The following is a 15,583-nucleotide window of genomic DNA, read 5'->3' as shown; positions in this document are numbered from 1 at the left end:
CAGCAAGTTATGAAATAACTCCCGAACCTACTAATTCGTCATTTAAATACCACGCTACAAATTGTCCTTCGGTTATTGCCGACTGAAATGCTTCAAATTCAACATACATACCACTGTCTACTTTGTGCAAAATGGCTTTTTGTAGTGGTTGTCTATATCGGATTCTTGCTTGCACTTGCATGGTTTCATCTACTTGTAAAGCTAAATCTTCACGTATCCAATGCAATTCTTCATTGGTTACAAATAGCGCCTTTTTCAGTAATCCAGGATGCTCTTTACCTTGACCTGTATAAATGATATTATCTTCTACATTTGTGTCAATTACAAATAGTGGCTCTAAAGTACCTCCAACAGCCAAGCCTTTACGTTGGCCTTTTGTAAAATAATGTGCTCCCTGATGCTTACCGACTACTTTACCTTGATCGACTCTATAATCGATTTTTCGTGACAGGTATTTTAATTTTTCTTCTTCAGAATCGAATTCCGGTTCAACTTCGCTAAAAATAGGTTGCTCTTTGGGTATCTCAACAATAATACCTTCTTTAGGCTTTAATTGCTGCTGAAGAAAATCGGGCAACTTTACTTTACCAATAAAACAAAGTCCTTGTGAGTCCTTCTTTTCAGCAGTTACTAAATCGAGTTCCATGGCTATTTCCCTCACCTGAGGCTTCGTTAATTCGCCAATAGGAAATAAGGATTTTGATAATTGTTCTTGTGATAACTGACACAAAAAGTATGATTGGTCTTTATTATCATCTACACCAGTCAATAATTGATAAATTTCTTTACCATCTTTTTCAATAGTGCCTTTTCTACAGTAATGCCCTGTGGCAACATAATCGGCGCCAAGTTCTAAGGCTATGTTCATAAAAACATCAAACTTTATTTCCCTATTACAAAGCACATCTGGGTTTGGTGTTCTTCCTTTTTCGTACTCATGGAACATGTAATCGACGATACGTTCTTTATACTGCTCGCTCAAATCGACCGTTTGAAAAGGAATACCCAATTTTTCGGCAACCAACATCGCATCATTACTATCATCCAACCAAGGGCATTCGTTAGAAATAGTTACAGAATCATCATGCCAGTTTTTCATAAACAAACCAATCACTTCATAGCCTTGCTGCTTTAACAAATAAGCTGCTACGCTAGAATCTACACCACCTGAAAGCCCAATAATTACCCGTTTCATTTGTTTATATCTATTGTTTTTTATCGGTCAAATGTTACATCCATAATCATGCTCCTGTGTGTTAAAAGTATTTTTAACATGGATGTTTCATTTATTAAAAAATTATTATGCAAAGATATAAATTATATACTACTAAAGGTTATATGGTTATGAGGTTATATGGTTATGAGGTTATGAGGTTATGAGGTTAATCGTAAATCAAAAATCGTTAATCATTAATCATTAATCGTTAATCGTTAATCGTTAATCGTTAATCAAAATTGGATACTTAGGCACTTCACTAAAATTTTTCTCTTCGGTTAATTTTCCATCTTCATAATACTTCCAAACACCAACCTTCTTATCGTTTTTATACAAGCCTTCTGCCACTAATTCGGCTTTAGGTGAATAATATTTTGCATACCCATGTAATTCGCCATTAACATATATTAGTTCACTTAATAGTACATTTTTATCAGAATACACTACAGAGACACCATCTAGCTTCCCATTTTTATAAGTCTTTTTTTCTGCTATCTGTCCGTTGGCATAATACACCATACGTTCACCATTTAAATTCCCCAAATCATTGTAATGTTCTAAGGTTAACAACTCATTGTTTGTTTTTTGATAATATTTCCATTCGCCTATATACTTTTTACCATCCATACGTCCTTCACTAATAACTTTTCCAGTTGAAGCAAAAAATTTCACATAAGCTTTATTATCAGATTCATTAAACTCTTTGGTAGCTGTTAGTACCGCTTTTTTCTTGATGTTTTTATAAAACTTAAAGACACCTATTTCTTTTCCGTGTAAAAACGCGCCTTCATACCTGAGTACATTGGTGCCATCAAAATTCTTTTTCCAAATACCATGATGTTTGCCATTAGCATCAAATTGATTGATTTCTTGTGCTGTAAGGAGCAAACTAATAAATATAAATAAGGTTGTAAAAGCTGTTTTCATATATAAATATTTATTGTCTTTTAAAGGTTATATGTAATCGCTCAATTTTCATCGGTCTTTGCAAACAAATTCTACGGTTACGGCGATTTCATAGAACAAACTTCAAAATGAATTCTTTTTATTTCTGAATAATCTTTAAACGAAACTATTTGTATCAAATTGTATATATAGAACTCCTTTAAACTTTTTTCACTTCAATCAAAAAAGTTTAAATGAGTTCAACAAAAAAGCTGCCAATTAAGGCAGCTTATAAATTATTTTTTGCGTTTTTGTTGCACTTGTTTTTGCTTTTCTGCCTGCTCCATCATTTCCTTCATTTTTTGTTGGAAACGACTTTCCTTTTTAGGTTTCTTTTTATTCTCTTGAATTTGAGCATGAATTTTATCTTCATCAAGAATGTAATTTTTGATCACTAAAATGATACCTATACTAATTACGTTTGAAATGAAATAATACAAACTTAATCCAGATGCATAATTATTAAAGAAAAACAACATCATAATTGGCGAGAAGTACATCATATACTTCATCATTTTTGCCATATCCGGCATCCCTTCTTGTGTTGGTTGCGACGCCATTTGGTCGCCCGTAGTTAAACGCATATAGAAGAAAATAGCAATAGAAGCTAATATGGGGAACAAACTAACGTGATCGCCATAAAACGGGATTTTAAAAGGCAACTCTGCAATAGTATCGTAAGATGATAAATCTTTTACCCAAAGAAAGCTCTTCTGTCTTAAATCGAATGCCGATGGAAAAAACTGGAACAGGGCATAAAACACTGGTAATTGTACCAATGCTGGTAAGCATCCAGCCATAGGGCTAGCTCCTGCCTTATTTTGTAGCGCCAATGTTTCTTGTTGCGCTTTCATTTTATTGTCTTTATGCTTTGCGCGAATCGCATCTAATTCCGGTTTTAGAATCTTCATTTTCGCCTGCGACAAAAATTGTTTGTATTGAACAAACGACAATAATAATTTGATTAAAATGGTCATTACAATAATAGCAATTCCATAAGGCATGAAGTCTCCCAAAAATGCAAAAAGTGGAATGAAAAGGTATTTATTTATCCAACCAAAAATACCCCAACCTAAAGGTACAATCTCATCTAAATTTCTATCGTATTTATTTAAAATTTTAAAATCACTTGGACCATAATACCAATCCATAGATTTATTAATTTCTCCACCTGTAAGTTCTAAAGGGAGTTTTACCGAAAATGCTTTATTATATAGAGTATCCACATCTTCGTTTTTAACAAGATTTCTAGACTCGAAAGTTCCTGTTTTAAATGGGGTATCTGTCAATAGAATGGATGTAAAAAAGTGTTGCTTGAAGGCTACATAGGTTATATCTTCTGCCGTATCTTCAGATAACTCACCCTGTCCTAAATAATCGTCTTTACCATCTTCATATTCAAACACCACCTCGGTATACCTGTTTTCATAAGAAATACTTTTAGCATGACGGTAGGTTTTTAAATTCCAATCTAAATTAATAGGTTGCGAGCCATTTATAACATCGCTTAACCCTTGCGAACGAATGGTAAAATCCATCATATAATCGCCATCCTTTAGCTCGTATCGGTATTCCAAAAACTTAGCTTCAGACACTTTTAGTTTCATGGAAACTACAGTCGTGTTACCATTTTTAGTTACCGTAGGCTGAAAATATAAATCTTTGGTGTTTAGAATTCTACTATCTGTAGTTCCGAAATTTATATTAAAAGATGCGTTATTATCTTTAATTATATAGATTGGCTCATCCCTAAAATCGGTGTGTTTTTTAAGTTTTACTTCTGAAAGATAACCGCCTTTATTGTTGAATTTCAAAGCTAACAAATCGCTTTCTACAACGGTTTCTTCTTTTGATGCCGTTGCAGCAGAATAAGCAAACGCCCCTAATTTGCTTTTTAATTTCACTAATTGGAGAGAATCGGTTGTACCAACTGTAAAATCTTCAGCGGTAGTTACTTTGGCTTCTTGCTGTGTTTTAGCTTTGCTTTCGGCTTCAACCTGTTCTTGCTTTGCTTTTTCCTGAGCTTCAAGTTCTTCTGGCGTTGGTTGATTTTTCCAAAGCATGTACATTAATATTCCGAAAATAAGTAAAAAACCTATAATCGAATTAATATCTAATTTTTTTTCTTCCATGTATTCTCTATGTATCTAGTAAAAAAGATTGACGTTGTATATAAAACGCACTACCCTATATCAATAAACTATCCAAAATTAATTTTGTGCCATTCTGACACTTGACTTTTTCTTTTTATAATTTAAAGCTGCTTTTACAAATGCCACAAATAATGGGTGTGGATTGGCAACTGTACTCTTATATTCTGGATGGTACTGCACCCCAATAAACCACGGGTGGCTTGGTAATTCAACAATTTCCACCAATCCAGTTTCAGGGTTCAAACCAGTAGCTATCAAACCTGCAGCTTCCATTTGTTCCTTATATTTACCATTAAATTCGTAACGGTGTCTGTGACGTTCTTTAATGTTTTCTGCTTTATAAATATCACGTACCGCACTTCCCATTTTCAATTCACAATCCCAAGCGCCTAAACGCATAGTACCTCCTTTGTCGGTAATCGTTTTTTGATCTTCCATTAAAGCGATAACGGGGTTGCTGGTATCGGGGCTCATTTCGGTAGAATCGGCGTCTTTAATACCTAACACATTTCTAGCAAATTCTATGACCGCCATTTGCATGCCTAAACAAATACCGAAAAAGGGTATATTATTTTCACGTACAAATCGAACCGCATCAATTTTACCTTCAATACCACGTTCTCCAAAACCTGGTGCTACTAAAACCCCATCTAAATGAGCTAGTTTAAGTTTAATGTTATCTTCGTTTAAATATTCGGAATGAACAGACTCTATATTAACTTTTACTTCGTTTTCTGCACCTGCATGAATGAAAGCTTCTAAAATAGACTTGTATGAATCTTGTAATTCAACATATTTTCCAATTAAGCCAATAGTGATTTCGGTTTTTGGATTTTTATGACGTGTTAAAAATTGGTTCCATTTGGTGATATCGGGAGCAGAACTTTCTAAACCCAGTTTTTTAAGTACCACCTTATCCAAACCTTCTTCCAACATTAAGTTTGGCACATCGTAAATGGTAGAAGCATCAATAGATTGAATAACCGCCTCTTCCCTAACGTTACAGAATAGAGCTAATTTTCTACGTAAATCGTATGGTAAATCATGCTCGGTTCTACAAACCAAAATATCTGCTTGCACACCGCTTTCCATCAATGTTTTAACACTATGTTGTGTAGGTTTGGTTTTTAACTCACCTGCAGCAGCTAAATAAGGCACCAAAGTTAAGTGGATCACAATACCGTTAGCTTCACCCAAATCCCAACGTAATTGACGCACCGCTTCTATGTATGGCAACGATTCAATATCGCCAACCGTTCCACCAATTTCAGTGATAATAATATCGTAATCACCCGATTTTCCTAAAAGTTGAATACGCTCTTTTATTTCATCGGTTATATGAGGCACAACCTGTACTGTTTTACCTAAAAACTCACCACGACGCTCTTTTTGTATCACACTTTGGTAAATGCGTCCCGTAGTAACATTGTTTGCTTGACTGGTTGGTACGTTTAAAAAACGCTCATAATGACCTAGATCTAAATCGGTTTCCGCCCCATCTTCGGTAACATAGCATTCGCCATGTTCGTAAGGATTTAATGTCCCTGGATCAACGTTTATGTATGGATCTAATTTTTGAATAGTTACTCTGTAACCCTGTGCTTGTAATAGCTTAGCAAGTGATGCTGCTATAATGCCCTTTCCTAATGATGATGTAACCCCTCCGGTTACAAAAATGTATTTTGCTGTAGTTGTCATGTTGCGCTTATAAACGCAGGCAAATTTACAAAATTAAAATAGTTATTACCGAATAAGTTTTTAGTTATTTAATGAGCGTTTATTAACAATGCTTTAGTAAGAAAACTATTTTTTTATTCAAAATTTGTCTTTGTAAAAAAAATCAACTAACTTCGTAATAATAGCTGATTATGGTCAATAAAAACTGACCTTATTTTAAAAAATGTAACACATTCCCCTAAAACTTAAAAACTAAAGCAATATCTCAAACATTTTTGCTTTTTCGTAAATTAATTAATCTACACTAAGTTTTATATGATTATGGAGAAAATAACAGACTATAAGTATGCTCTCGATGAATCATCAATTATTGCCATTACCGACCAAAAAGGAATCATCAACTATGTAAATGAGAATTTCTGTAACATTTCGAAATATACAGCTGAAGAACTCATTGGGCAAGACCATCGGATTATAAATTCCGGCTATCATTCAAAGGAATTTATTAAAAACCTTTGGACAACTATTGCCAATGGTAACGTATGGAAAGGGGAACTGAAAAACAAAGCAAAAGATGGAACTATCTATTGGGTTGACACCACTATTGTACCTTTTTTAAATGCGGATAATAAACCTTACCAGTATGTCGCCATTCGTTCCGATATAACAGACAGAAAAAAAGGAGAAGAAGAACTTAAAAAGATATTAAAAGAAATTTCTGATTATAAGTATGCACTCGATGAATCGGCTATTGTTGCCATTACCGACCAAAAAGGAGTCATTACCCATGTTAATGGCAACTTTTGCAAAATATCAAAATATTCTACCAAAGAATTAATTGGACAAGATCATCGCATTATAAACTCAGGGTACCATTCCAAAGAATTCATTAAAGAACTCTGGAAAACCATAGCAAATGGCAAAGTGTGGAAGGGAGAATTAAAAAACAAAGCGAAAGACGGTTCCACTTATTGGGTAGACACTACTATTGTGCCTTTTTTAAACCACGACGGCAAACCCTATCAATATGTTGCTATTCGTTCCGACATTACAGAAAGAAAAGAAGGCGAAGAACAAATTAGAGCAAATAATGCAAAAGCTATTGAACACGCCCAAATATTGGAATTGAAAAACACACAACTTATTGATTTCTGCAATATTGTTTCCCATAATTTAAGAGCACCGTTGATAAATATATCCATGTTGGTTGATTATCTTGAACAAAGCCAAGATGAGGTGGAGCGTAGGGAAGTGCTTGTAAAAATAAAACCTGTTGTGAACCATTTAATGGATGTTTTTAATGAATTGGTAGAATCGATTCAAGTAAAACAAGACACTGAAATTAAAGTGGACAAGATAATTTTGAAGGATTGTATAAAGAAGGTTTTAAAAGGTTTTGAAACTCAAATTCAAGAATATGATGCTGACATTCACCTCGAATTAAATCAAGCCTCTACAATCTATTTTCCTCAAAAATACATGGAAAGTATTTTATCAAATTTAATAAGTAATGCACTTAAGTATAGATACCCAAACAGGCGACCTCTAATTACAATAAAAACTAAAAAAGAAGCAAACGATACCGTCGTATTATCGGTAGCTGATAACGGATTGGGAATCGATTTAGCATTACATAAAGATCAAATTTTTAAAATTCGGAAAACATTTCACAAACATCCTGATGCAAAAGGGTTTGGCTTGTTTATGACAAAAACCCAAGTGGAAGCTATGAATGGAAAAATTTGGGCTGAAAGCCAACCCAGCAAGGGCAGTACTTTTTTTATAGAATTTAAAACCCAAAATATATGACCCCAATAAGAACCCTTACACTCATCGATGACGATGACATTTTTGTTTTCTTAACAAAAAAGGCGATTGAACAAACTAAACTTGTTGATCTAATAAAGGTTTTCGAAAATGGCTTAGATGCTTTAAATTTTTTAAAAGAAAACAAACACAATGTTGATGTTTTACCCGAGATTATCCTTTTGGACCTTAGTATGCCCATTATGAATGGCTGGCAGTTTCTTGAAGAATATGCAAAACTCAATCCTACAATAGGAAAAAAAATCACCATTTACATATGCTCTTCATCTATTTCCCATGACGACATTACACGAGCAAAAGCAATTAACGAGGTTTCAGATTATATCATTAAACCTATTACTAAAGACAAATTAATAGATTTGATAAAAAAGCTATAGAAAAGAAGGATTCCAACAAAACATTGGGTATAGCAACACTTACCAAATATTAAACGAGAACCAAAAAAACTACCTCGGATACTGCCTTTTGATATTCCGTATCAGTGCTTCCAGGCCGTTTAATTTTAGTTCGTACACTTGTTTAAGCATATCGCCCAATTTTCCTTTGGGAAAACCTTTTTGGTTGTACCAAACTACATAATATTCGGGTAAGTCTATTAAATAACGGTCTTTGTATTTGCCAAAAGGCATTTTGGTGTGTGCTAAGTCTATTAAGAATTGTTTGTCTGGTAGCACTTGCCCTTATTTTACTTCAACAATTTCTAAATCTTTATACTTTACTATATAAGTGGCATCATTATAATAACCGGCCAACAATTTCTTTTTGTAGGCAAATTTGTTTTCAACATACTCTGTAAGAGGTGCATCATTTACAGATAGGTACAAATCTTCAGCAGTCGCTAAACGCAACACGACATCCATGGTTAAATCGAAACCTTTAACGGCACGCTTACTTGGTGTTATGTTATAGTTTTTTGTATAGCGTTTAACAAACGAATTGTTTTCTGTGTCTCTATATGATTTTGAAGCTGTTGCAAAATGAAACTGAAGTTTAGACAAGTGCTCGTTAGATACTTGGTCACCTTCAAAAGCGGCATTAAAATTAGTTGTTACCAGTACGATTTCAATAGCATTGGAATTATCTTCAATTCGTTGCGTTAAAGCCCCCAAAATACTAGTAACATTAGAGGCAAAACCTTCGCTCTGTGTTTCTAAAAACACGATATTCCTTCCGGGTTTCAAGGCGCTTTTTATATCTTCTACATACAAGAAATTTTCATCCTTACCTTCTTTATTTTTTCGGGAATAGATCAATTTCGCATAATTAAATTCGCTTTTAAGACTGTTGGCTACCCCTTCATTTTTTTTATCCGAAACAATAACAATGTTTTTTGCCAACGAATCTGCTTTTACAAAATTTACCATTCTATCTTTTAACAAATCGTCTGATGGTCGTGATTGAAACACATTGTCATACAATGTTAAATTAGTGCCTATTGGAGATACTATAGGTACATTATAGGTGCGTAATTCGGAAGCGGCTTTATCGAAGGTTTCAGATGTTAACGGCCCAATAACCGCATCAACATCTTTAAAATTGTTTTCATTAATTATTCTTAACACTTCACTTACTTGATATTTGGTATCGTAAACATCTACTTTAAGTGATATACCTAATGATTTTAAGGAATCTAATGCAGACAAAACGCCGGTATAAAAATCGAGAGAGGCATCTAAATAAGGATCCTTTTTTATACTGCCTTTTATACCTAAAATAGAATCGAAATCGACACGATTCAACCTAAAAGGTAACATAACCGCAATGTGTTTGGTATCGAAATTGGTAATTCTGCTTTCTAATTGTGTTTTTTTAGTGGCTGTTTCACCGCTATCGGTTATTTTATTGGAATACGGAATTTTCAAAACCATACCTTCTTTTAAACCGGTGCCTTTCAACTCCGGATTCAAAGCTTCCAATGCTTCTTGGTCTAACCCTAATTTAAGTTTTAAACGGTAAAATCCTTCTTTTGGTAAGACATTATAATAACTGTATTTTTCATCAACATCTTTAACAACATCCCCATCCATATTAGGCACATAAATTTGTTGCCCTTCCTGTAGTGTTTCGCCCATGCCCGGGTTTAAATCTTCAAGTTCTTGTACTGTAATACCAAATTTATAAGCTATGCGCCACTTCCCTTCTTTGGCTTTCACCAGATATGGTTTGGTGGCTGCTTTAGGTACTTCTTTAGTTATTTTAAAAACAGGTATTTGAAGCTTATCGCCCTTTTGCAAAGTATTGGCATATAAAAAAGTGTTGTGTTTTTTTATCTCATCTTCGGTAACATTGTAGCGCTTCGCTATACTATATAGGGTTTCTTTTTTACTAGTTCTATGTACTTTAAACCCTTGTAATTCTTTTGTAGTAGTAACAGGAGTCTTTTTAGCTTTAGAAATAGGAATTATTAAAATAGTATTGGGTTTTAATTCTTTTTTAGCATCCGGATTTAAGGCATAAATATCGGAAATCGCCACACCATAACGCGCTGCAATACCGTGAATAGTTTCTCCTTTTTTAACTTGATGCGTACTGAAATTTTGGGCTGTTACAGCATTTATGCCGAATATGAATACGAAACATACAACGGAAAAGAATTTAATCATGTAAATCTATTTTTTTTTAATTGCGTTAAAAACAAAATGGTGTTTTTCTATATACATATAGCATGCCAAAAATAAAGCGCATAGCCAACAGACATTTAATTCCAACTTTATTATATACGTACAAAATACATAAATGAGCCATTTGATGTACTAAATTTAAATTATAAAAATTGCAACGCCAAATGGTTTTTAAAATTCAATAGATTCCTGTGAAGACAGGAATGTTACTCCCACTCAATAGTTGCAGGTGGTTTCGAACTAATATCGTAAACAACCCTATTAACACCTTTTACTTTATTTATAATATCGTTTGATGTTTTTTGAAGGAATTCGTATGGTAAATTTACCCAATCTGCAGTCATACCATCGGTACTTTCTACCGCACGAAGTGCCACACATTTTTCGTATGTACGCTCATCGCCCATTACTCCTACACTATTTACAGGTAATAACATAGCACCCGCTTGCCACACTTTATCGTACAGTCCCCATTCTTTTAATCCGTTAATAAAAATAGCATCAACTTCTTGTAGAATGCGTACTTTTTCGGCAGTAATATCGCCTAAAATACGAATTCCCAATCCTGGGCCTGGAAATGGATGACGTCCTAAAAGTTCAGGGTCGATACCTAAAGTAGCTCCTACGCGTCGAACCTCATCTTTAAAAATAGCCCGTAAAGGCTCTACTATTTTAAGCTTCATAAAATCAGGCAACCCACCCACGTTGTGATGACTTTTTATAGTTGCTGAAGGACCACCGGTTGCTGAAACACTTTCAATAACATCAGGATAGATAGTGCCTTGTGCTAACCATTTTACATCAGTTAATTTATGAGCTTCATCATCAAAAACCTCTATAAACGAATTACCAATGGCTTTACGTTTTTTCTCAGGGTCTTCTATTCCTGCCAGGGCATCTAAAAAACGTTGAGAGGCATCTACACCTTTAACATTAAGCCCCATACCCTTATATTGATTCAAAACATTTTCGAATTCGTTTTTACGAAGCAATCCGTTATTAACGAAAATACAATATAAATTTTTGCCAATGGCTTTATTCATCAATACCGCTGCTACGGTAGAATCTACACCTCCCGATAAACCTAAAACCACTTTATCATTTCCTACTTTTTCTTGTATAGCTGCAACAGTTTCTTCAACAAAAGAATCGGGTGTCCAATCTTGATTTAAACCTGCAATACCCACCAAAAAATTTTCCAATAATTGTTTACCATCTGTAGAGTGATAAACTTCTGGGTGAAATTGAATAGCATACGTGTCCTCGCCTTCAATTCTATAGGCAGCATTGCTAACGTCATGCGTACTTGCCATTAAAACACCGTCAGTTGGTAGTTCTTTAATCGTATCACTATGACTCATCCAAACCTGACTTCCTACATGAATATTTTTAAAGAAATCTTCATTGTCTTTAATGAAAGCTAATTTTGCACGACCGTATTCCCTCGTATTGGAAGGTGCTACTTCTCCTCCCGAAAAATGCGCTAAATATTGTGCACCATAACAAACCGCTAGTAGAGGTTTCTCTCCTCTAATGTTTGTTAAATCGGGGTGTAAAGCCTGTTCACCTCTTACCGAATAAGGGCTACCAGAAAGTATAACAGCTTTATACTCTTGAAAGTTTGTTGGAATTTTGTTGAATGGATGTATTTCGGAGTAAATGTTGAGTTCCCTAACTCTACGGGCAATAAGCTGTGTGTATTGCGATCCGAAGTCTAAAATAAGTACCTTGTCATGTTGCATGCGCAAAAGTAATAATTGATTTTAGATTGACGAATTACCAATCCAATTTTTTAAATAAAATTTTAAGAGACTGTTTAAATTTTGTTTTTGGAATGTTTTTTAGAGTCTTTTTTTTGTCAGATGAAGGTATTTTGAGATTCATAGTCACAGCTAAGGACCAAAAAATAGCTGAAGTATAGCGGAAAAAGGCACATAAAAGAGCCAAAGGGTAAAACTTAAACAGTCTCTAGTGCATGGAGTCTAAAATCTTTTCAATGTCTCTTTTTGTAGTATCTGGATTGATAAAACAAAAACGGGAAACTGTTTCATAAACATTGCCTTGTTTCCATTTTGTTGGCGTTACTAAAGCAAATCCTTTTTTATGGTTTTTATAGGTCCAATGTATATAATCCTCAGGTGTCCATCCAATTCTTCTATATAACACACATGACAAACTTGGTTCTCTAACCAACTCAACATGTGGGCTTTCATCAATTAATTTACCCGCTATCTGTGCCAATTCAATGCCTCGCTCCACCGCCTGTTTATATCTGTTCGTTCCATGCATTGCCAATGAAAACCATAAAGGCAAACCTCGAACACGACGTGTTAACTGTATCTGGTAATCTGATGGGTTGAAGCCATCGGCACCTTCGTCTTTAAAAATATCTAAATAAGAGCCTTCTTGTGAATGTGCCTTTTTAGCTAATTCTGGATTTTTATAAATAACCGAACCACAATCGTATGGTGAAAACATCCATTTATGGGGGTCTATAGTAATACTATCTGCTTTTTCAATACCATTAAACAAATGCCGTACAGAATCTGCTGCCAAAGCACCACCTCCATAAGCCGCATCAACATGAAACCAAAGATTTTCTTTTTCGCAAATAGTAGCAATACCTCCCAAATCATCAATAATACCAGCATTGGTTGTTCCGCCCGTTCCCACTACTGCAAACAATCTTTTTCGTTGTTGTTTTGTTAAACTATTAATGGCGTTTTCCAATTCAGTTCCTAATAATTTATCTTCAGTATCAACTAAAAAAACATCCACGTCAATCACTTTTGCCATGGCCTTTATGGATGAATGCGCTCCAACAGACGTTATTATAAGTCCTTTTTCGTCTTTATAAATATCATTTTCTCTCCAATGCGCTCTAGCTGTAACCATAGCCGATAGATTTGCAGCGGTACCACCACTAGTAAAAACTCCAAAGGCACCTTTAGGTAAACCTGTTAAGGATACGATCCATCTCATAGCTTCATTTTCACAAAAAACACCTCCAGCACCTTCCATCCAGTACGCTCCATGAATACTTGAAGCCGATGTAACCAAATCGAACATAATAGCCGCTCTTGTTGGGGATGCAGGCACAAATGCCAAATGCCTTGGATGGTCAATGGACACATTGGCTTTCATTAAATGCTTTTTCCAAAGATTAAAAGCCACCTCGCCACCAATACCTTTTTCCGTAATGGTTTCGCCAACTAATGCTTTTAGTTCTTCTTCCTTTCTTGGCTTGCCAATTTTAATTTTTTTAGATGATAATCTATCGATAGCATATTTCATGACATCCATAGACATTTCAACTAATTCAATATCTGCCTTATGCATTTTTTAAAGATTTAATATTAAAAATTCGCCCTTTAAAGGTTCTAAATTTTCTATAAGTTTTGGTATAAGTTGGTCGCCGTATTCCAAATAAAATTCCGAAAAATTGGCGTTTCGTTCTTGCAGGCTTCCGTTTGGAAATAACTCGTTTTTAATCTCGGTCATTCTAAACACTTGACCTGACAGTTTTCTTTTTTGTGCTTTTAACAACCGTTTTTCCAAAGCATCCAAACCTTTTAACTGTTTAATTTCTTGTGCTTTTACAGCTCCTAAAAACGATTTATCTGTTTGTTCTGCTAGTTTATATAATGCTTCAAACTGCTGTTTTAAAGCTATTTTCTGCTCTGAAAAATCAATATCTATATTCGAAATCTCTCTTACTTTTTTATTAATGAACGCGTCACGTTTTAAAAAAATAGCATCTTTTGATATATTTAAGTTTTGAAGCTTTTTATGCTGACTTTCAGATTGAATCAATACTGAATTGCGTAACAACAATATAGGAAACGGCACGTTAACCTGATTAAAATAATGCTTCAATTGAAACCAATACGCCAACTCACCGCCACCTCCAATGTAACAAAGGTTTGGCAAAATGACTTCTTGATATAACGGACGCATAATAACGTTGGGGGAAAACCGTTCCGGCACCTCATCGAGGTGTTTTATTATCTCACTCTTGTTCCAAGATATATCAGTATTGATTACTTTATAAACACCTTCTTCAAAAACAATGCGCTCTCTTAAATTTTCAGTTAGATAAAACAAATTAATCTCACGCGGGTTTACTTGAATACCGTAGGGTTGATTTGGCAATTTGTTTATTTGTTCATTTGCTTTGGATACGCTTTTAAAAGACGTTAGATTTAGTAATTCATCTTCCATAAAAGGAATAAACTGCTTTTTTAACTCGACATCATTGGCATCAACAATCACCAAACCGTAGTCTTTAAACAATTCGTTCGCCAAAAAACGAGTAGCATCGGCTAAATTTTGATGCTTTACATAAGCTTCCTCAAAAAGTGTTTTCAAATATTTGGCATTCTTACTCGTTCCCAATTCCAAAGAAAACAAATTCAATACGGTTTCTAAACCATCGGTAGAAAGTTCTCCTACTGCTCCACCCGCTTCTTTATTCCAATGGACTTTTTTTCCTTTAAAGTTGAAATAATTTATTTCCTCAAAATCATGGTCTTCGGTTGCCATCCAATAAATGGGCACAAAATTATATTCTGGGTAGGTATTCTTTAATTCCTTTGAAAGATTAATGGCCGACACTATTTTATACAAAAAATAAAGCGGTCCCGTAAACAGATTTAATTGATGTCCTGTGGTAATTGTAAAAGTCTTTTCTGAGATTAAATAATTAATATTTTGTAAAACTAAACTTGACGTATCAATTTTTCTGTATTGATGACCAATAGCACTAACTAACCTCACTCTCCAATCTTTATCAAAGTAGGTTTGTTTTTCTTCAATCTGTGCTTTAAAATTCTCAAGTTTTGGAAATCGGTTATAAAAAGGTTGCAATTCTGGTTTCTCATCTAAATAATCACAAATAAGTGACGAAAAATAGCCTGTTCTTTTAAATGAAATACAATCGGTTGGCATATAAATAGTGTAATTTAAAGTGTAAATATACAGTTATTCTATTTTTAGAAATCTTAAAATAAGTTAAGAATTCTATTCGGCTCTTTAAAATAAATCACTAAAGTATAAATAGCTTCATATAAATTACAGTTTCTGCATCTTAATTTTAAAGTAACATTAAGAGCCTGTCTAAGTACAAAAAAGAAACTTCAGTTAAT

The 15,583-nt window shown here is 34.2% G+C and carries 11 protein-coding genes; 2 read left to right on the top strand and 9 right to left on the bottom strand.

The genetic code is table 11. From position 1 onward, the window contains the following. Positions 1–7: 7 nt before the first annotated feature. From mnmA to ACGLWY_RS14625, 4 genes are all read right to left on the bottom strand, one after another. On the bottom strand, positions 8–1,195 hold the full coding sequence (gene mnmA, locus ACGLWY_RS14640) for a tRNA 2-thiouridine(34) synthase MnmA (protein WP_396620417.1): 1,188 nt from the start codon (positions 1,193–1,195) through the stop codon (positions 8–10). Positions 1,196–1,438: 243 nt separating this feature from the next. Continuing rightward, on the bottom strand, positions 1,439–2,143 hold the full coding sequence (locus tag ACGLWY_RS14635; RefSeq protein ID WP_396620416.1) for a toxin-antitoxin system YwqK family antitoxin: 705 nt from the start codon (positions 2,141–2,143) through the stop codon (positions 1,439–1,441). A 254-nt stretch (positions 2,144–2,397) separates the two neighbouring features. After that, positions 2,398–4,293: a membrane protein insertase YidC gene (gene yidC, locus ACGLWY_RS14630; RefSeq protein ID WP_396620415.1), complete on the bottom strand. Its 1,896-nt coding sequence runs from the start codon at positions 4,291–4,293 to the stop codon at positions 2,398–2,400. Between the two features lie 78 nt (positions 4,294–4,371). Then, positions 4,372–6,012 carry a CTP synthase gene (locus ACGLWY_RS14625; protein ID WP_396620414.1) on the bottom strand — a complete coding sequence of 547 codons (1,641 nt, stop codon included), beginning with the start codon at positions 6,010–6,012 and terminating at the stop codon, positions 4,372–4,374. A gap of 300 nt (positions 6,013–6,312) precedes the next feature. Here ACGLWY_RS14625 and ACGLWY_RS14620 point away from each other — a divergent pair, with 300 nt between their 5' ends. Together ACGLWY_RS14620 and ACGLWY_RS14615 are read left to right on the top strand one after the other, a co-directional pair. Then, positions 6,313–7,800 (top strand): PAS domain S-box protein, encoded by a 1,488-nt coding sequence (locus ACGLWY_RS14620; protein WP_396620413.1) that lies wholly within the window; start codon positions 6,313–6,315, stop codon positions 7,798–7,800. Next, entirely contained in the window at positions 7,797–8,195 is a 399-nt protein-coding gene (locus ACGLWY_RS14615; protein WP_396620412.1) for a response regulator, read from the top strand. The genes ACGLWY_RS14620 and ACGLWY_RS14615 overlap by 4 nt, the downstream gene beginning before the upstream one ends. A 69-nt stretch (positions 8,196–8,264) precedes the next feature. On the opposite strand, the gene ACGLWY_RS14610 is transcribed toward ACGLWY_RS14615, so the two are convergent. The 5 genes from ACGLWY_RS14610 to bshC all read right to left on the bottom strand — a co-directional run bounded on the left by ACGLWY_RS14610 (position 8,265) and on the right by bshC (position 15,386). Then, positions 8,265–8,492, bottom strand: a complete 228-nt coding sequence (locus ACGLWY_RS14610) for a DUF3820 family protein (RefSeq protein WP_396620411.1) — start codon at positions 8,490–8,492, stop codon at positions 8,265–8,267. A 6-nt stretch (positions 8,493–8,498) separates the two neighbouring features. Further along, the gene (locus tag ACGLWY_RS14605) at positions 8,499–10,421 is read right to left on the bottom strand and encodes a LysM peptidoglycan-binding domain-containing protein (protein ID WP_396620410.1); all 1,923 of its coding nucleotides are present in this window, start codon (positions 10,419–10,421) and stop codon (positions 8,499–8,501) included. Positions 10,422–10,645: 224 nt separating this feature from the next. Further along, positions 10,646–12,181 (bottom strand): glutamine-hydrolyzing GMP synthase, encoded by a 1,536-nt coding sequence (gene guaA / locus ACGLWY_RS14600; RefSeq protein ID WP_396620409.1) that lies wholly within the window; start codon positions 12,179–12,181, stop codon positions 10,646–10,648. A 226-nt stretch (positions 12,182–12,407) separates the two neighbouring features. After that, positions 12,408–13,778 carry a pyridoxal phosphate-dependent decarboxylase family protein gene (locus ACGLWY_RS14595; RefSeq protein ID WP_396620408.1) on the bottom strand — a complete coding sequence of 457 codons (1,371 nt, stop codon included), beginning with the start codon at positions 13,776–13,778 and terminating at the stop codon, positions 12,408–12,410. A gap of 3 nt (positions 13,779–13,781) precedes the next feature. After that, positions 13,782–15,386, bottom strand: coding sequence for a bacillithiol biosynthesis cysteine-adding enzyme BshC (gene bshC, locus ACGLWY_RS14590; RefSeq protein ID WP_396620407.1), 1,605 nt, complete (start codon positions 15,384–15,386; stop codon positions 13,782–13,784). Positions 15,387–15,583: the final 197 nt, after the last annotated feature.

This window comes from Mariniflexile sp. HMF6888 (genome assembly GCF_044335535.1).
Taxonomy (GTDB): domain Bacteria; phylum Bacteroidota; class Bacteroidia; order Flavobacteriales; family Flavobacteriaceae; genus Mariniflexile.
Note: the sequence above shows the minus strand (reverse complement) of the source record. Positions and strands in the feature narration are given on the sequence as shown.